The organism is Arthrobacter sp. 49Tsu3.1M3 (assembly GCF_900168135.1).
Taxonomy (GTDB): domain Bacteria; phylum Actinomycetota; class Actinomycetes; order Actinomycetales; family Micrococcaceae; genus Arthrobacter.
On sequence record NZ_FUZD01000009.1, the window covers coordinates 82,609 to 98,626 of the forward strand.

Annotated in this window: 17 protein-coding genes; 5 read left to right on the forward strand and 12 right to left on the reverse strand. The window is 66.5% G+C overall.

Annotated features, from left to right (window positions below; genetic code table 11):
• Positions 1-209: 209 nt before the first annotated feature.
• Positions 210-1,409: an amidohydrolase gene (locus B5X90_RS11875; protein WP_079553234.1), complete on the reverse strand. Its 1,200-nt coding sequence runs from the start codon at positions 1,407-1,409 to the stop codon at positions 210-212.
• A 95-nt stretch (positions 1,410-1,504) separates the two neighbouring features.
• Positions 1,505-2,638, reverse strand: a complete 1,134-nt coding sequence (locus B5X90_RS11880; RefSeq protein ID WP_079553236.1) for a mannose-1-phosphate guanylyltransferase — start codon at positions 2,636-2,638, stop codon at positions 1,505-1,507.
• A 267-nt stretch (positions 2,639-2,905) separates the two neighbouring features.
• On the opposite strand from B5X90_RS11880, the gene sdhC reads away from it, so the two are divergent.
• From sdhC to B5X90_RS11905, 5 genes are all read left to right on the forward strand, one after another.
• On the forward strand, positions 2,906-3,286 hold the full coding sequence (gene sdhC / locus B5X90_RS11885; RefSeq protein WP_079553238.1) for a succinate dehydrogenase, cytochrome b556 subunit: 381 nt from the start codon (positions 2,906-2,908) through the stop codon (positions 3,284-3,286).
• A 3-nt stretch (positions 3,287-3,289) separates the two neighbouring features.
• Complete coding sequence (locus tag B5X90_RS11890; protein ID WP_079553240.1) at positions 3,290-3,784, forward strand: succinate dehydrogenase hydrophobic membrane anchor subunit; 495 nt, start codon at positions 3,290-3,292, stop codon at positions 3,782-3,784.
• 178 nt (positions 3,785-3,962) lie between these two features.
• The gene (gene sdhA / locus B5X90_RS11895; RefSeq protein WP_079553242.1) at positions 3,963-5,762 is read left to right on the forward strand and encodes a succinate dehydrogenase flavoprotein subunit; all 1,800 of its coding nucleotides are present in this window, start codon (positions 3,963-3,965) and stop codon (positions 5,760-5,762) included.
• A gap of 1 nt (position 5,763) precedes the next feature.
• On the forward strand, positions 5,764-6,546 hold the full coding sequence (locus B5X90_RS11900; RefSeq protein WP_026537821.1) for a succinate dehydrogenase iron-sulfur subunit: 783 nt from the start codon (positions 5,764-5,766) through the stop codon (positions 6,544-6,546).
• 134 nt (positions 6,547-6,680) lie between these two features.
• Positions 6,681-7,445: an alpha/beta hydrolase family protein gene (locus tag B5X90_RS11905; RefSeq protein ID WP_079553244.1), complete on the forward strand. Its 765-nt coding sequence runs from the start codon at positions 6,681-6,683 to the stop codon at positions 7,443-7,445.
• Here the strand turns inward: B5X90_RS11905 and B5X90_RS11910 are convergent.
• The 10 genes from B5X90_RS11910 to B5X90_RS11955 form a co-directional block, all read right to left on the reverse strand.
• Positions 7,408-8,574 carry a YihY/virulence factor BrkB family protein gene (locus B5X90_RS11910; protein ID WP_079553246.1) on the reverse strand — a complete coding sequence of 389 codons (1,167 nt, stop codon included), beginning with the start codon at positions 8,572-8,574 and terminating at the stop codon, positions 7,408-7,410. The genes B5X90_RS11905 and B5X90_RS11910 overlap by 38 nt on opposite strands.
• A complete protein-coding gene (locus B5X90_RS11915) occupies positions 8,519-9,130 on the reverse strand; it encodes a 2'-5' RNA ligase family protein (protein WP_079553248.1) in 612 nt (203 codons plus the stop codon). Before B5X90_RS11915 ends, B5X90_RS11910 begins: the two co-directional genes overlap by 56 nt.
• A gap of 4 nt (positions 9,131-9,134) precedes the next feature.
• Positions 9,135-10,250 (reverse strand): tryptophan--tRNA ligase, encoded by a 1,116-nt coding sequence (trpS, locus tag B5X90_RS11920; protein ID WP_079553250.1) that lies wholly within the window; start codon positions 10,248-10,250, stop codon positions 9,135-9,137.
• A gap of 17 nt (positions 10,251-10,267) precedes the next feature.
• Positions 10,268-11,101 (reverse strand): exodeoxyribonuclease III, encoded by an 834-nt coding sequence (locus B5X90_RS11925; protein ID WP_079553374.1) that lies wholly within the window; start codon positions 11,099-11,101, stop codon positions 10,268-10,270.
• Positions 11,102-11,111: 10 nt separating this feature from the next.
• Positions 11,112-11,681 (reverse strand): hypothetical protein, encoded by a 570-nt coding sequence (locus B5X90_RS11930; RefSeq protein WP_079553252.1) that lies wholly within the window; start codon positions 11,679-11,681, stop codon positions 11,112-11,114.
• A gap of 139 nt (positions 11,682-11,820) precedes the next feature.
• Positions 11,821-12,177, reverse strand: coding sequence for a VOC family protein (locus tag B5X90_RS11935; protein WP_079553254.1), 357 nt, complete (start codon positions 12,175-12,177; stop codon positions 11,821-11,823).
• Between the two features lie 24 nt (positions 12,178-12,201).
• Positions 12,202-13,050, reverse strand: coding sequence for an ABC transporter permease (locus B5X90_RS11940; RefSeq protein ID WP_079553256.1), 849 nt, complete (start codon positions 13,048-13,050; stop codon positions 12,202-12,204).
• On the reverse strand, positions 13,047-13,871 hold the full coding sequence (locus tag B5X90_RS11945) for an ABC transporter permease (RefSeq protein WP_079553259.1): 825 nt from the start codon (positions 13,869-13,871) through the stop codon (positions 13,047-13,049). Before B5X90_RS11945 ends, B5X90_RS11940 begins: the two co-directional genes overlap by 4 nt.
• A gap of 64 nt (positions 13,872-13,935) precedes the next feature.
• Positions 13,936-14,847 carry an ABC transporter ATP-binding protein gene (locus tag B5X90_RS11950; RefSeq protein WP_028277330.1) on the reverse strand — a complete coding sequence of 304 codons (912 nt, stop codon included), beginning with the start codon at positions 14,845-14,847 and terminating at the stop codon, positions 13,936-13,938.
• Positions 14,848-15,095: 248 nt separating this feature from the next.
• On the reverse strand, positions 15,096-16,016 hold the full coding sequence (locus B5X90_RS11955; protein ID WP_079553261.1) for a bifunctional methylenetetrahydrofolate dehydrogenase/methenyltetrahydrofolate cyclohydrolase: 921 nt from the start codon (positions 16,014-16,016) through the stop codon (positions 15,096-15,098).
• Between the last annotated feature and the right edge of the window lie 2 nt (positions 16,017-16,018).

A 16,018-nucleotide genomic window follows, 5' to 3' on the forward strand; every position in this document is an offset into this window, starting at 1 on the left:
GAACCGCAACCGGGGCCGCCGCGGCACCATTCCCAGCCGCAGCCGCCGAGTTTCCCCATGTTTGACGGGTGCCGGCGGTGTGTCGGCCTGCACCGACGGCGTGTCCCGGCGTCGTGCCGGCAAAGGTGGGGAAACTGGGCGCGGCACAGCGGCGCGGCAGGGCGGGCCGGGTGAAGCGAGGCGGCCCGCAGGGGCGCGGGCGGAACGGCTTACAGGTCGCGGATGGTGCGCAGGGCCGCCGCCGTGAGCACCTGGATGCCCAGGCCCAGCGCCCGCTCATCGACGATGTAGTCACCGCGGTGGAGGTCGTACTCTTCTCCGCCGGGCGTCTTGGTGCCGAGGCGCATCATGGCGCCGGGGGTGTCGGCCAGGAACCAGGCAAAGTCTTCCCCGCCCATGGACTGCGGGGTCAGGACCACGGCGCCCTCGCCGATTTCGGCGCGGGCCGCGGCCTCGATCAGCGCGGTCTCGTGCTCGGAGTTGACCACCGGCGGCACGCCGCGGGTGTGTTCCAGGTGGACATCGACGCCGTACGGCTCGGCGACCTGCCGGATGATGTCGTCGAGCAGCGCGCCGGCGTCGTGCCAGGCGTCGCGGTCCAGGCAGCGCATGGTGCCGGCCATGTAGCCGCTGCCCGGGATGGCGTTCGGGGCCGAGCCCGCGGAGATCTGCCCCCAGACCACGGACACGCCGCTGCGGACATCGACGCGGCGCGAGAGCACGGCGGGAACGTTGACCGCAATCTGCGCCAGGGCGAAGACCAGCTCCTCGGTCAGGTGCGGGCGCGAGGTGTGGCCGCCGCGGCCGGAGAGTTCAATCTTGATGGTGTCCGAGGCGGAGGTGATCGCCCCGATCCGGGTGCCGATCTTGCCGATCTCGATCCGGGGGTCGCAGTGCAGCGCCAGGATGCGCGGCACGCCCTCCAGGACGCCCTGTTCGATGCACGAGGTGGCGCCGCCGGGCATGGTTTCCTCGGCTGGCTGGAAGATGATCCGGACGGTCCCGCGCAGCGGGGAGGCCTCGTGCATGCGCTGCAGGACCAGCGCGATCCCGAGCATGGTGGCAGTGTGGACGTCGTGGCCGCAGGCGTGGGTCACGCCGTGGTTCTTTGAGGCGAACTCAAGGCCCGTTTCCTCGATGATGGGCAGGGCGTCGATGTCCCCGCGCAGGGCGGTGGCGATGGGACCCTGCCCGACGTCGACCGTCAGGCCTGTGCCCTCGAGGCGGCGCGGCTTGAGCCCGGCTTCCTCGAGCCGCTTCGCCAGCTTGTCGGTGGTGCGGAACTCCTTGAACGAAAGTTCCGGATGCGCATGGAGGTCGCGGCGGAAAGCGATCAGCTCCGGCAGGAGTGGCTCCAGCCACGGCCCCACGAGAGTCGTGGGCTCAGCTTCAGTCGAATAGTTGCGCACGGAATAACTCTATCGAGCGGCCAAAGAATAGCGGCATCGGGTACGGCGCGTTACGGATTGCTGAACATTGCAAGGCCGTGATCCGCTCCCTCCGGCTACAGGACGTCGGTGTCGCCCTTGGCCTTGATGGCATCCACGGCTTGCTTGACCCGCTGCGAGTGCTCCTTCGTGGTGACCAGCAGGGCGTCCGGGGTGTCAACGATCACGACGTCCTTGATGCCGATCAGGGCGATCACACGCTTGGTATCGGAGACCACCACGCCGCTCGCGTTCTCGGTGAAGACGCGTGCGCCCTCGCCCAGGACCGTGACCTCGTCGACTTCCTTGGCGCTGTTGAGCCGGCCCACGGAGGCGAAGTCCCCGACGTCGTCCCAGAGGAACGTTCCGGGCACCACGGCGACATCGCCGGCGGCGGCGGCTGGCTCGGCGACGGCGTAGTCGATAGCGATCTTGGGCAGCGTGGGCCAGACCCGGGCCGTGACGGCGTCGCGCTCCGGAGTGTCCCAGGCCTTGGCGATCTCCTGGAGTCCGGCGAAGAGCTCGGGCTGGTTGGCTTCGAGGTGCTTGAGCATCAGCGAGACCGGGGCCACAAACATGCCCGCGTTCCAGACATATTCGCCGCTGTCGACGTACTCCTGGGCCACTTCCTCGCTGGGCTTCTCCACGAACTCCACCACGGACTGCGCACTGGGCGCGTCCGGGATGTGGAGGTTCGCGCCGGAACGGATGTACCCGAATCCGGTGGAAGGGTGGGTCGGCTTGATGCCGATGGTGACGATCTTCCCCGCCGCCGCGGTGTAGACGGCCTCACGGACGGCGTCCTGGAAGAGGTCGTCCGGGCTGATGACCTGGTCCGCGGCGAAGGAGCCCATGATGATATCCGGGTCCCGCTCGTGGAGGATGGCCGCGGCGAGGCCGATCGCAGCACCGGAGTCCTTGGGTTCGCTCTCCAGGACGAGGTCGGATTCCAGGACCTCAGGCAGCTGGCGGCAGACGGCTGCCCTGTGGGCGGAGCCGGTCACCACCAGCACGTGCTTGCCGGCGACGGGCTGGAGGCGGTCATAGGTCGCGCGCAGCAGAGTACTGCCCGAACCGGTGAGGTCGTGAAGGAATTTCGGGGCTGCTGCCCGTGACAGGGGCCAGAGGCGGGTCCCCACCCCGCCCGCCGGAATGACCGCAATAAAACGGTCCAGCGGTGAATCCTGGCTTGTCACTTTGTCTGTAGTCATCACGGCTACTTTAGCTGACGGCGGCCAATTCGGTCCGGATTGGGCCCGAATCAGGCCCTGCCGGCGCCTGTGACCACGGCCAAATGTGGCGTTCGTCTCAAAATGGACGCAAAACCGCGCCGGGGCCTGTCAACAAGGAGTTCCCAAATTGAATAAGCTGTGAGCGAAGCCTAGATTTAGGCTTGAGCTTACGAGTGCTCTCGCAGCAGGCGTTCCCCCCGCGTGGATCCCATGCCAGCGCCGCTGTGTTGCAGGGAGGTTTATTCAGTGCCGACAAAACCAGCTGGCACCTTGTACCGCGGCCGTGAAGGCATGTGGTCCTGGGTTGGACACCGCATTACCGGTGTAGTGATTTTCTTCTTCTTGTTGGTCCACGTGCTGGACACCTCATTGGTGCGTGTGTCCCCCGAGGCCTACACCGCAGTGATTGGCGCCTACAAGAACCCCCTCATGGCCCTGGGTGAAACGGGCCTTGTCGCGGCGATCGTGTTCCACGCCTTCAACGGCCTGCGGATCATCGCCGTCGACTTCTGGAAGAAGGGTGCCAAGTACCAGCGTCAGATGCTCTGGACGGTCCTGGGCCTCTGGGTCGTCGTCATGGTCGGCTTCTCCATCCGCCACCTGTCCCTCGCCCTTGGAGGTCACTAAGCCATGACTGCAACAATTCAAAGCCCACGCAGCGGAAAACCCGGTAGCGGAAAACCCAGCAGCGGCAAGATCCAGCCCAAGTACCGCCGCACTGGCGGTTCCAAGGGCAACTTCGAGATGCTCGCCTGGCTCTTCATGCGCCTCTCCGGCGTCGTGCTGGTGGTGCTGATCTTCGGCCACCTGACCGTGAACCTGCTGGTCGGCGAGGGCATCCACGCGATCGACTTCGGCTTTGTGGCCGGCAAGTGGGCCGACCCGTTCTGGCAGTTCTGGGACCTGGCCATGCTGTGGCTCGCCATGCTGCACGGCACCAACGGCGTCCGCACGATCATCAATGACTACGCCGAGAGGGACGCAACGCGCCTTTGGCTGAAGATTGTGCTCTACGCGGCCACCACGGTCATCATCATCCTGGGCACCCTGGTCATCTTCACGTTCAATCCGTGCCCCGTGGCCAACGGCGTCCAGCTTCCCGGCGGTTTCTGCCCCGCACCATAGGGCCCCAGCCGTAGCGGCGGAACCGCCGCGGACCGCAGCCCGTCCGGGCAGGAATCCGCGGTCCGTCACGGCAACTGATCTTGCCTGCCGAGGGCAGGCGCAGATTGCACGAGACTTCACCGGGCAGGCGCGGCCTGCCGGTGGTTTATAGCGAATTTTGAGAGAAAGAGCGTCTGGTATGCAGGTCCATAAGTACGACGTCGTGATCGTCGGTGCCGGTGGCGCCGGGATGCGCGCGGCGATCGAATCAGGTCAGCGCGCCCGAACAGCAGTACTGACCAAGCTCTACCCCACGCGGTCGCACACCGGCGCGGCGCAGGGCGGCATGTGCGCAGCCCTGGCCAACGTCGAGGAAGACAACTGGGAGTGGCACACCTTCGACACGATCAAGGGCGGCGACTACCTGGTTGACCAGGACGCCGCCGAGGTCATGGCGAAGGAAGCGATCGACGCCGTCCTGGACCTGGAAAAGATGGGCCTGCCGTTCAACCGCACGCCCGAGGGCCGCATTGACCAGCGCCGTTTCGGTGGCCACACCCGCGACCACGGCAAGGCACCGGTCCGCCGCGCCTGCTACGCCGCCGACCGCACCGGCCACATGATCCTGCAGACCCTGTACCAGAACTGCGTCAAGCACAACGTCGAGTTCTACAACGAGTACTACGTCCTGGACCTGCTGACCGTCGAAGAGGACGCTGTCCGCGAGGACGGCACGCCGTACAAGCAGAAGCGCGTCGCCGGCGTCGTGTCCTACGACCTCGCCTCCGGCGAGCTGCACGTCTTCCAGGCCAAGTCCGTGGTGTTCGCCTCCGGCGGCGCCGGCAAGGTCTTCAAGACCACCTCCAACGCCCACACCCTGACCGGTGACGGCATGGGCATCGCGTTCCGCCGGGGCATCCCCCTGGAGGACATGGAATTCTTCCAGTTCCACCCGACAGGCCTGGCGGGCCTGGGCATCCTGCTCTCCGAGGCCGCCCGCGGCGAAGGCGCGATCCTGCGCAACTCCGAGGGTGAACGCTTCATGGAGCGCTACGCGCCCACCATCAAGGACCTCGCCCCGCGCGACATCGTGGCCCGCTCCATGGCCAACGAAGTCCGTGAGGGACGCGGCTGCGGCCCGAACAAGGACTACGTCCTCCTGGACCTGACGCACCTTGAGCCTGCGCACATCGATGCCAAGCTGCCGGACATCACCGAGTTCGCCCGCACCTACCTGGGTGTCGAGCCGTACACGGAGCCGGTTCCGGTGTTCCCGACGGCGCACTACGCCATGGGCGGCATCCCCACGAACATCAGCGCCGAGGTCCTCCAGGACAACGACACGGTGGTCCCGGGCCTGTACGCCGCCGGCGAGGTCGCTTGCGTCTCCGTCCACGGCTCCAACCGCCTGGGCACCAACTCGCTGCTGGACATCAACGTGTTCGGCAAGCGCGCCGGCATCGCCGCCGCCGAGTACGCCAAGACCGCCGACTTCGTGGAGCTCCCCGTTGACCCGGAGGCCTACACGCTGAACCTGCTGGACCACGTCCGCACCTCTGACGGCACCGAGAAGGTCGCTGCGATCCGCAAGGAACTGCAGGACACGATGGACGCCAACATGCAGGTGTTCCGCACCGCCGAGACGCTGAACCAGGTCCTGAAGGACATTGCCTCCTTCGAGGAGCGGTACCAGCGCATCAGCGTCCAGGACAAGGGCAAGCGCTTCAACCTGGACCTGCTCGAGGCCGTGGAGCTGGGCTTCCTGCTCGAGCTCGCCAAGGTCATGACCGTGGCGGCCCTGCACCGCGAGGAATCCCGCGGCGGCCACTTCCGCGAGGACTTCCCCGAGCGCGACGACGAAAAATTCATGAAGCACTCCATGGCGTACAAGGATGACCACGCCCCGGCGGACGGTTCCGCCGAGTCGATTGCCGGCATCCGGCTTGCCACCAAACCGGTGGTCTTTACGCGCTACGAGCCGATGGTGAGGAAGTACTAAGATGAGCGCTGAACTCGCTGAGCCAGCATCCAAGATCGAACTGCCCGCCGGCGTCGGCGGGGGCGGGGAAATCCCGTCCTTCGACGTCACCCTGCGCGTGCGCCGCTACAACCCCGAGGTCTCCGAGGACGCCACGTGGGATGACTTCAAGGTCACCATGTACGGCACCGACCGTGTCCTGGACGCCCTGCACAAGATCAAGTGGGAGATGGACGGCAGCGTCTCCTTCCGCCGTTCCTGCGCCCACGGCGTCTGCGGCTCCGATGCCATGCGCATCAACGGCCGCAACCGCCTCGCCTGCAAGACCCTGCTGAAGGACCTGGACACGTCCAAGCCCATCACGGTCGAGCCCATCAAGGGCCTGCCGGTGGAGAAGGACCTGATAGTGGACATGGAGCCGTTCTTCCAGTCCTTCCGCGAAGTCATGCCCTTCCTGATCAACCGTGGCCACGAGCCCACCAAGGAACGCCTGCAGTCCGCCGAGGACCGTGAGCGGTTCGATGACACCACCAAGTGCATCCTGTGCGCCGCGTGCACCTCGTCCTGCCCGGTGTTCTGGACCGACGGGCAGTACTTCGGTCCGGCGGCGATCGTCAACGCGCACCGCTTCATCTTCGATTCCCGCGATGACGCCGGCGACATGCGCCTGGAGATCCTCAACGACAAGGAAGGTGTGTGGCGCTGCCGCACCACCTTCAACTGCACCGAAGCATGCCCCCGCGGCATCCAGGTCACGCAGGCAATCGCTGAGGTCAAGCAGGCCATCCTGTCCCGCAAGGTCTAAGGACCGGTTCGACCGGCCCGCATAACCGGCTTCACTTTCAGTAGTTATCGACGACGGCGCCTCTCACCTTTTAGGTGGGGGCGCCGCCGTCGTTTCCGCCCTCAAAGATTCGCCCTCATACGAAAGGGGACACTTTGTCCCACTCAGAAAAAGTCTCGTTCCTGGGTTCCACCGGCGAGCGGCTCTCCGGCGTGCTGGACCTGCCGGAGGGCCCGGTCAAGGGCTGGGGCGTGTTCTCGCATGGCTTCACCCTGGGCAAGGACAGCCCCTCGGCGTCGCGGATGTGCAAAGCCCTGGCGGACAACGGCGTGGGCATGCTGCGGTTCGACAACGTGGGGCTCGGCGAGTCCGCGGGGATGTGGTCGGAGGGGTCCTTCAGCCACAAGGTGGCCGACACCGTCAAGGCTGCCGAGTTCATGCGGGACTCGGACCGGCGGGTTTCCCTGCTGGTGGGCCACTCGTTTGGCGGCGCGGCCGTCCTGTCCGCCGCACGGCAGATCCCGGAGCTGAGGGCCGTGGCCACCGTGGGTGCCCCCTTCTCCCCCAAGCACGTGGCCCACGTCTTTGACGCGGCCCTGGACCGTATCCTGAGCGAGGGAAGCGCCGAGGTGGACCTCGGCGGCAAGCGGGTGGAGATCCGCCGGCACTTCGTCGAGGACCTCGAAAACGCGGACCTGACGGACTGCATCCGGCAGCTGCACAAGCCCCTCATGGTGCTGCACTCCCCCACCGATAACACGGTCGGGATCGAAAACGCCAGCACCATCTTCCAGACGGCACGCCACCCGCGCAGCTTTGTCTCGCTGGAGGGCAGCGACCATCTCCTGACCGGCAAAGGCCAGGCGGCCCGTGCGGCGAAGATTATTTCGGCGTGGGCCGACCAGTACCTCGACGCCTGAACGCGGCGGCCAGCGGCCGGCGGCGAACCCGCTGCTCGACCGGCATTTTACCCGGCTGGACGCGCCGGGCTCCCCAGCCGGTGGTCGCGGCTGCGGGCCCGGCCTTGAGGTCCTCCTCCCGGATCGCCACCCACGCGGCGCAGATCACGTAGACCTGGCTGACGAGGTTGAACCAGATCAGCAGGCCAATGATGATGGCGAAGGGCGCCAGGATGGGGTTCTTGCCCGCGCTGGCCAGCAGCTGGGTGCTGAAGATCTGCAGGATGGTGGTGCCCACCGCGGCGAGGGTGGCCCCTTCCAGCAGGGAGCGCCGGGCCGGCTTCAGCCCCGCAGCCACCCGGTACATGATCAGGGCGGTGCCCCAGCCGAGCAGCAGCGGCACAAGGATCGTGACGGAGGTCGTCAGGGGCCCGGCAACTATCGGTTCGAGGCCCAGCTGTTCGGTAACCCATCCGGCGGCCGTGCCGAAGATCAGCGAGGCCGCGGAGCTGACTACCAGGGCCAGCCCCATCAGCAGCAGCGTGCCGACGTCCTTGAGGATCTGCAGGACCGGATTCATCACCAGGGGGCCGAGCTGCATCATGCTCCGGGTACCGTCACGGATGCCGCTGATCCAGCCCAGGGCCGTGAACACCGTCACCACAGCGGCGATCCCGGCGGCCCAACCCAGGCTGGTGGGGTTGAGCAGCTCATAGGGGTCAACCAGCCCCTCGCTGCCGTCGACCTGCAACAGGCCGGGCGCGGCGGCGGCCACGCTCCTGATGACCTGGTCCAGCAGGGCCGGATGGTCGCTGAGCACGAGGCCGGCCAAGGACAAGCCTGTGGCCAACAGGCCCGTGATGGAGAAAAACATCCGGAAGCCGATGCCGGCACTCAACAGCGGGCCACGCTGACGGAGGTAGTGCGAGTAGGCGCGCAGGGGCAACAGCATGTTCAGCCGGGCCAGGAGCCAGTTCATCATCGCCATCAGGGACGCGACCGTCCCGCCGCCGGAGCGCCGGAGCCTGCCCCATTCGACCCTCTTGCGGATGACTTCCAGTTTCAGCCCGGCCAGATCGGTGGGGAGCGGCGGCTTATCGGGCGCCTGCGGTGCCGTCCGGGCCTCTGTCGTGGTCAGGTTTGGTCCCAAAATCAAGCTCTTCCCGTAGCTGCCAGATGCCGTTGTCATCGTGCTCGTAAAGTCCCATGCTAGCGACCGGAAACGTGGCCCTGTAATCCTTCAGGACCGTTTCGGCCTCGTCGAGGCTTTCCGGGGCGACATCGTGGGCCACGGTAACGTGCGGGTGGTAGGCGAACGGCAGTTCCCGCTCCAGCGGGCCGGACTGCAGCTGGCGGTGCAGGTTCACGCAGTCCCCGAAGCCGTCCTCTACGTTCAGGAAGACGACCGGGGACACCGGCCGGAAAGACCCGGTCCCTGCGATGGTCACGGTGAAGGGTTCCTGCCGCCGTGCCACGTCCCGGACATGGCGCTGGGTCGCGGCCCAGTCCTTCGTCATGGTGGTGGTGATCAGCGTGATGTGGGCCGGGACGACGGTGGCCATGGGATCCCCGAAGGATGCCCGCCAGCGCTGGAGCTCCTCAGCGATGTCCGCCGGGAACCTCAGGATCACACCGATGCTGATGCCTTCGCTGCGCTGTCCGTTCGACGTGGCGGCTTTCGCGGTGACTTTGCTGACGGAGGACATTGACCTAGCGGACTCCCTGGGCGCCGGCGTAGGGCAGGAAACCCACCTTGGCGTAGACGTCGCGCAGGGTGAGCGAGGCAATTTCCCGGGCCTTGTCCGCTCCGAGGCCCAGCAGCCGGTCCAGCTCCGCGGGATCGTCCAGCAGTTCCTTGGCCCGGTTCCGGATCGGGGTCAGGTGCTCCGTGACCACCTCGGCGAGGTCAGCCTTCAGGTGGCCGTACATCTTTCCCTCATAGGCGGTGACGAGGGCGTCGACGCTTTGCCCGGTGATCGAGGAGTAGATGGTCAGCAGATTGGACACGCCCGGCTTCGCCTCCCGGTCGAACCGGATTTCGGTCTCCGTGTCCGTCACGGCGGACTTGATCCGCTTGGCCGTGACCTTGGGCTCGTCCAGAAGGTTGATCAGCCCTGCCGGCGACTCCGCAGACTTGGACATCTTGGCGGTGGGGTGCTGCAGATCGTAGATCTTCGCGGATTCCTTCTGGATGAAGGGCTGCGGCACCGTGAATGTGTCGCCGAAGCGGGAGTTGAACCGCTGGGCCAGGTCACGGCTGAGCTCCACGTGCTGGCGCTGGTCCTCGCCGACGGGGACACCGTGCGGCTGGTACAGCAGGATGTCCGCTGCCTGCAGGATGGGGTAGGTGAACAGCCCGACGCTGGCGTGGTCTGAACCCTGTTTGTGCGCCTTGTCCTTGAACTGGGTCATCCGGGACGCCTCGCCGAAGCCCGTGATGCAGTTCAGGACCCACGCCAGCTGGGCGTGCTCGGGCACCTGGGACTGGACGAAGAGCGTGCACTTGTCGACGTCGACGCCGCCGGCAATGTACTGCGCGGCCGTGACCCGGGTGCGGTGCGCCAGCTCGGCCGGATCCTGCGGAACGGTGATCGCGTGCAGGTCCGGGATGAAGAAGACGGCGTCGTACTCGTCCTGCATCCGGACCCAGTTCACGAGGGCGCCGAGGTAGTTGCCCAGGTGCAGGGAGTCGGCGGAGGGCTGCATGCCGGAAAGGATGCGGTGCCGTGCCGCGGTGGCCGCAGGGGCGTCCTTCGCGGTGGCGGCCTGAGCGTCGGGGGCGACGCCGGCCTGGGTCACTGTGGTCGCAGTTGAAGTGGTGGTCATTCGTGGAAGCCTTAAGACTAGAGCCGGTAGTCCACTACCAGCGGGGCGTGGTCGGAGAAGCGTGTGTCCCAGGACGCTGCCCGGTCGACAACGGCTGACACTGCGGCAGCAGCGAGAGCGGGCGTGGCCATGTGGTAATCGATGCGCCAGCCGGTGTCGTTGTCGAAGGCCTGGCCCCGTTGCGACCACCAAGTGTAGGGGCCGTCGACGTTACCCGCCAGGCCCCTGTGAACATCCTTCCAGCCGATTTCCTCGCCGAAGAAGCGGTCGAAATAGGCCCGCTCTTCCGGCAGGAAGCCGGCACGTTTGACGTTGCCCTTCCAGTTCCTGATGTCCAGCTCCGTGTGGCCGACGTTGAGGTCGCCCACCACCAGCGCGTGGTCACTGTGTTTGGCGAGTTCGGGCAGCCGCTGGACCATGACGTCGAGGAACCGGAATTTGTCGTCCTGCTTGGGAGTGCCGGCCTCGCCCGAGTGCACGTAGGCGCTCGCGACGGTCAGCTGTGAGGCCTGCCCGTCCGCGTCCCGCACGATGTAGTCCGCTTCGACCCAGCGTCCGGCCGTGGCGAAGAAGTCATCGCCGATCCCCACCCGGGTGGCCAGGGGCTCTTCCCGGGATGCAATGGCAACGCCGGCCCGCCCCTTGGCCTCGGCCTCTGCGTGGAGAATGTACCAGCCCTCGCCGAGCAGTTCCTCGACGATCGCGTCCGGCGCGCGGACCTCCTGGAGGCACAGGATGTCCACCTCGCGCGGCTCAAGCCATTCCGCCATGCCCTTCTTGTAGGCGGCACGAAGGCCGTTGACGTTGACTGACGCGATGCGAAGGTGGTCCTTCTTCAATGCCGAGCTCACCCGATCCACTCTAGTCGATGATGGTTCCGCTGACGGGAGCGTCATCGCCGCCGGAGGATTTGATCATGTCCCGCGCGTTGGTGGCGGTGATCTCGATGGTCTCCAGGGCACGGCTGATCGTGTCGAGGTCCGCAGCCTCGCCCTTGGCCCGCTCCTGCTCGACCACCCGGACCTGGACCTGGACAATCTTGAAGGAATGGTCCAGCTTCATGTCGCGGACGCTGTCCGCTGCGCGGCTTTCGCTCACCACACGGGTACCGCCGTGGTCAGCGCTGCCCGCCGCCGGCGGACGCCCGGCTGCGGCATTGAACGCGTTCTGGGCCTCGTTCAGCCTGGCCCCGGCCTTCTTGGCGGCCTTCTGGATGCTGAACACCACGAAGGAGGCCAGCGCCAGCCAGAAGCCGGCGATGATCGCCACGATCCAGCCCACGACGTCGTTCTGGTTGGCCGCGAAAATCACGGCCACCACGAACGCGATGATGAAGACCAGCAGCCCCGGCCCGCTGATGCGGAACATGGAGAACCGGCCGCGGGCCGTGGTGTCGTTGGACGTGGACGAGGAGCTACCCAGAGATTGCATGAGCCCATTATCGCAAACGGGGCCGGCCGCCCGTTGCGCTTCCACCCCGGGCGAACGCCGCCCCGGCGCCCGGGGTGGGTCAGGACCAGGTCCGGACGGGCGTTTAGGTCAGGACCAGACTTTAGGTGAGGACTGGCACTTAAGTCAGGACCAGGCAGAACGGGTGGCCGCTGGGGTCCGTGTAGACCCGGAAGGTTTCCGTACCGGCGTCGAGGCTGGTGGCGCCGAGCCGGAGCACCTCGGCTTCGGCGGCGTCGAGGTCCCCGACGAGCACGTCCACGTGCATCTGCTGCGGGTGCTCGGCGTCGGGCCATTGCGGGCGGACCAGCCGTTCCACCCGCTGGAAGGCGACGGCGGGACGGTCGGCGGCATCGCCGATCGAAATCCATTCCTCGTCCTCCTGCACCCGGATCATACCCAGCAGCTCCTGGTAGAAGCTGGCGAGCTTGTCAGGGTCCTCGCAGTCGATGACGAGGGCCTGCCATTTTCCGATCATGGGTTCTCCTTTTTGGAAGGACGGCTACTTGAGGAACAGTTTGCGCAGCCGGCTCGTGGTGAGCAGGACGCCGAGGGCGATCATGACGAGGTAGTAGCCGATGTGCACGGCGGTGGCCGGTGTGAAGACCCCCACGCTGATCTGGCGCAGCAGTTCCACACCGTGCCACAACGGCATGGCCTGGATCAGCCACTGGATGGACTGCGGGTAGACGCTGAGCGGGTAGAACGTGGCACTGAAGAGGAACATCGGAAGCATGACGAAGTTGATCCAGTCCATTTGCTGGAATGTCTTCATGTAGCTCGTGATCCCCATGCCGAAGCTCGCGAAGCCGAAGGCGATCAGCACCGAGGCCGGGATCATCAGGATGGCCCACGGCGTGGTGATGAGGCCCATCAGGCCCATGACGGCTGTGAAGCCGGTGGCGTACATGGCCCCGCGCAGCAGGGCGAGGAAGATTTCGCCCATGGCGACATCCAGCGGCCCCAGCGAGGTGTAGAGCATGCCCTGGTACAGCTTGGCGAAGTTCATCTTGAAGAAGACGTTCCACGTGGAGTCGTAGACGGCGCCGTTCATGGCGGACACGGCCAGCAGCGCCGGCGCGATGTACGCGGCGTAGCTGATTTCCTGTCCGCCCGGGCCCTGGACAGACCCGACAATGGCGCCCAGGCCCACTCCCATGGAGATCAGGTACAGCACGGGTTCGAAGAACCCGGAGACCATGACCATCCAGTTGCTGCTCTTGGTGGCCATGAGCCCGCGGGCGACGACGGCGCGGACATTGCGGGAGTAGATGGGCCCGAAGCGGCGGCGGCGCGCGGCTTCGGTGACGCTGTGGTCCCCCGTGTTGAAACTTCCGGTCAGGACGCTCATGATGCCATCCTTTTGGCGAACTGGCGTTTGGTCAGGATCCAGCCGGCAGCCGCCAGGCCCAGCAGGAAGAGGACGTGGACGACAGTGAGCCACGGCTCTTCCTCGTACCCGTAGCTGACCACGCGGCCAAGCTCGGTTCCGTGCCAGATCGGTGAGATCCAGCCAATCCAGCGGACCGCGAGCGGGAGCGTGTCCAGTGGGAAGAACGTGCCGGAGAACAGGAACAAGGGCATGACGATGAACCGCATGACCATGGCGAACTGGCCCTTGTCGTGCTGGATGGTGGCCGCGTAGGCCATGAGCGGCAGGCCGAAGGACAGCCCGGCGAGCGTGGCAATCAGGATCGAAACCCAGCCCCAGGCGCCGGGCGCGGCGCCGAAGAGCGCGACGACGGCGAAGTAAATGGCCGACTGCAGCAGGAAGCGCACCGTCACGGCGATGATCTGGCCGCCGGCGATCTGCTCGGGAGTCAGCGGCGAGGCGTGCGGGCCGTAGTAGACGCGCCGCCACTTGAAGCCGTCCATCACGGGGAAAGTGAACTCGTTGGCGGCCGTCATGACGGCGGCCGAGATCAGCAGGGCCGGCGCGATGAACGTCAGGTAGCTGACCCCGCCGAAGACGCCGGCGCCGTTGGACTCGACCAGGGTGGCCAGGCCAACGCCCATCGCGAACAGGTAGGCCACCGGCTGTCCCACGCCGTACATCACGATGGTCCAGCCGTAGCCCTTCATGACCCGCAGGACCTGCTCGGCGTAGTAGAACGCGCCCCAGCGGCGGGCACGGGCGGCCGAGACTTCCGGCGAGTGCGCGCGCAGGGCCATCCCCGCCGCTGCGGCGCCCGCCGCCGTGCCCGCTGCCTGAACTGGCTTAGTCAACTGTTCCTTCTTAGTCAACGAGGCTCCTGCCGGTCAGGCGCAGGAAGACGTCTTCGAGTGAGGAGCGGCGGACCAGGGAGGTGACCGGACGCAGGCCGCGGGCGGTGACCTGCTCCAGGGCGGCCTCGCCGTCGTGGGCGTAGATGAGCACCCGGTCCGGCAGGGTTTCCACGCGTTCGCCGATGCCGCCGAGCTCCGCGCCGACGCTCGCGTTGCGCTCCGAGCCAAAGCGCAGTTCCAGGACCTCCCGGGTGGAGTATTCGCGGATCAGGCTGGCCGGCGATCCCTCGGCCATGATCCTGCCCTTGTCCACCACGATCAGCCGGTCGCACAGCTGCTCGGCTTCGTCCATATAGTGCGTGGTGAGGATCAGGGTGACGCCCTGTTCCTTGAGCCGGAACAGCCGGTCCCAGAGGATATGCCGGGCCTGAGGGTCAAGGCCCGTCGTTGGTTCGTCGAGCAGCAGGATCCGGGGTTCATTGATGAGCGAGCGGGCGATTGTCAGGCGCCGCTTCATGCCGCCGGAGAGGGCATCGACCTTGGAGTTGGCCTTGTCGGTGAGCTGGGCGAATTCCAGCAGTTCGTCGGCTTTGGGCTTGAGGTAGCTCATGGGCAGGCCGAAATAGCGGCCGTAGACCAGCAGGTTGTCCCGGACTTTCAGTTCCTCGTCCAGGTTGTCCTGCTGCGGCACAACGCCCAGGTGGGCGCGTACCTCCGGCCCGTGCTGTTCGGGGTCCAGGCCCATGATGTTCAGGCTGCCGGAGGTGCGCTGCGAGACCCCGCCGATCATCTTCATCGTGGTGGACTTGCCGGCGCCGTTGGGGCCCAGCAGGCCGAACGCTTCCCCTGCGGGAACGCGGAAGGAGATGCCGTCGACGGCGGTGACGTCGCCGTAACGTTTGGTCAGGTTCTCGGCGGTGATGACGTACTGGAGAGCGGCGTCGGAGGGGCTGCTCGCGCGTGATTCTTTAGAGGCAAGTTCGGACACCCGCACTACGGTAGTGGATCCCCGCAAACTATGAAAGAGTCTTTTCGTAAAAACTCCTGACGTATCCGTTCCGTTATGCCGGCAGGCGGTACAACGCGCGGAATCCTGCGGTGGTTGGGCCCGCCGAAAGCCGGCCCAACCACCGCGGGAGCCTTAGGCGGGCCCCGGGCGGTGTCCTCTGCTCAGCGGTTTTTCTCTGCCCATTGGCGTTCCGCGGTTTCCACCACGTTGGCGAGCAGCATGGCGCGGGTCATGGGCCCCACTCCCCCGGGGTTCGGCGAGAGCCAGGCGGCGACATCGGCCGCGGCGGGGTCCACGTCTCCGGTGACCACTGCCTTGCCGCTGCCGTCATCGACCCGGCTGACACCGACGTCGAGCACGATCGCCCCGGGCTTGAGGTCCGCGGCCTTGATCATGTGCGGCTGCCCGGCGGCGGCAATCACGACGTCGGCCTGCCGCAGTTCTACCGGCAGGTCCACCGTTCCGGTGTGGGCCAGGATGACCGTGGCATTGACGTCCTTGCGGGTCAGCAGCAGACCCACGGGGCGGCCGATGGTGACGCCGCGGCCCACCACGAGGACGCGCTTGCCGTTCAGGTCGATCCCGTGCCGGGTCAGCAGCTCCACGCAGCCCTTGGGCGTGCACGGCAGCGGGGATTTCATGGGTCCGCTGACGTTGGCCACGAGCCGGCCCAGGTTCATCGGGTGCAGGCCGTCGGCGTCCTTCTCGGGATCCATGGCCTCCAGGATGACGTCCTGGTCGATGTGTTTGGGCAGGGGCAGCTGGACGATGTAGCCGGTGCATTCCGGGTTCTCGTTGAGCTCGCGGACCACGGCCAGGAGTTCGTCCTGGCTGGTCTCTTCCGGCAGGTCGCGGCGGATGGAGGTAATGCCCACCTCGGCGCAGTCCTTGTGTTTGCCGCCGACGTACCAGGTGCTGCCGGGATCGGAGCCCACCAGGATGGTGCCCAGCCCGGGCGTGATGCCCTGGGCCTTGAGCACGGCCACGCGCTCGGTGAGCTCGGCCTTGATGGCGGCGGCGGTAGCCTTGCCGTCAAGGATCCGTGCAGTTTCAGCCGTTTTTGCGGTGTGCGAAGTAGTCATGG

Bases quoted from the DNA above. Each gene is read 5' to 3' on its own strand.
- B5X90_RS11880 (WP_079553236.1), bottom strand. From the start codon at position 2,638: ATGACTACAGACAAAGTGACAAGCCAGGATTCACCGCTGGACCGTTTT.
- B5X90_RS11890 (WP_079553240.1), top strand. From the start codon at position 3,290: ATGACTGCAACAATTCAAAGCCCACGCAGCGGAAAACCCGGTAGCGGA.
- sdhA (WP_079553242.1), top strand. From the start codon at position 3,963: ATGCAGGTCCATAAGTACGACGTCGTGATCGTCGGTGCCGGTGGCGCC.
- B5X90_RS11900 (WP_026537821.1), top strand. From the start codon at position 5,764: ATGAGCGCTGAACTCGCTGAGCCAGCATCCAAGATCGAACTGCCCGCC.
- B5X90_RS11915 (WP_079553248.1), bottom strand. From the start codon at position 9,130: ATGTCCTCCGTCAGCAAAGTCACCGCGAAAGCCGCCACGTCGAACGGA.
- trpS (WP_079553250.1), bottom strand. From the start codon at position 10,250: ATGACCACCACTTCAACTGCGACCACAGTGACCCAGGCCGGCGTCGCC.
- B5X90_RS11930 (WP_079553252.1), bottom strand. From the start codon at position 11,681: ATGCAATCTCTGGGTAGCTCCTCGTCCACGTCCAACGACACCACGGCC.
- B5X90_RS11935 (WP_079553254.1), bottom strand. From the start codon at position 12,177: ATGATCGGAAAATGGCAGGCCCTCGTCATCGACTGCGAGGACCCTGAC.
- B5X90_RS11940 (WP_079553256.1), bottom strand. From the start codon at position 13,050: ATGAGCGTCCTGACCGGAAGTTTCAACACGGGGGACCACAGCGTCACC.
- B5X90_RS11945 (WP_079553259.1), bottom strand. From the start codon at position 13,871: ATGGCCCTGCGCGCGCACTCGCCGGAAGTCTCGGCCGCCCGTGCCCGC.
- B5X90_RS11955 (WP_079553261.1), bottom strand. From the start codon at position 16,016: ATGACTACTTCGCACACCGCAAAAACGGCTGAAACTGCACGGATCCTT.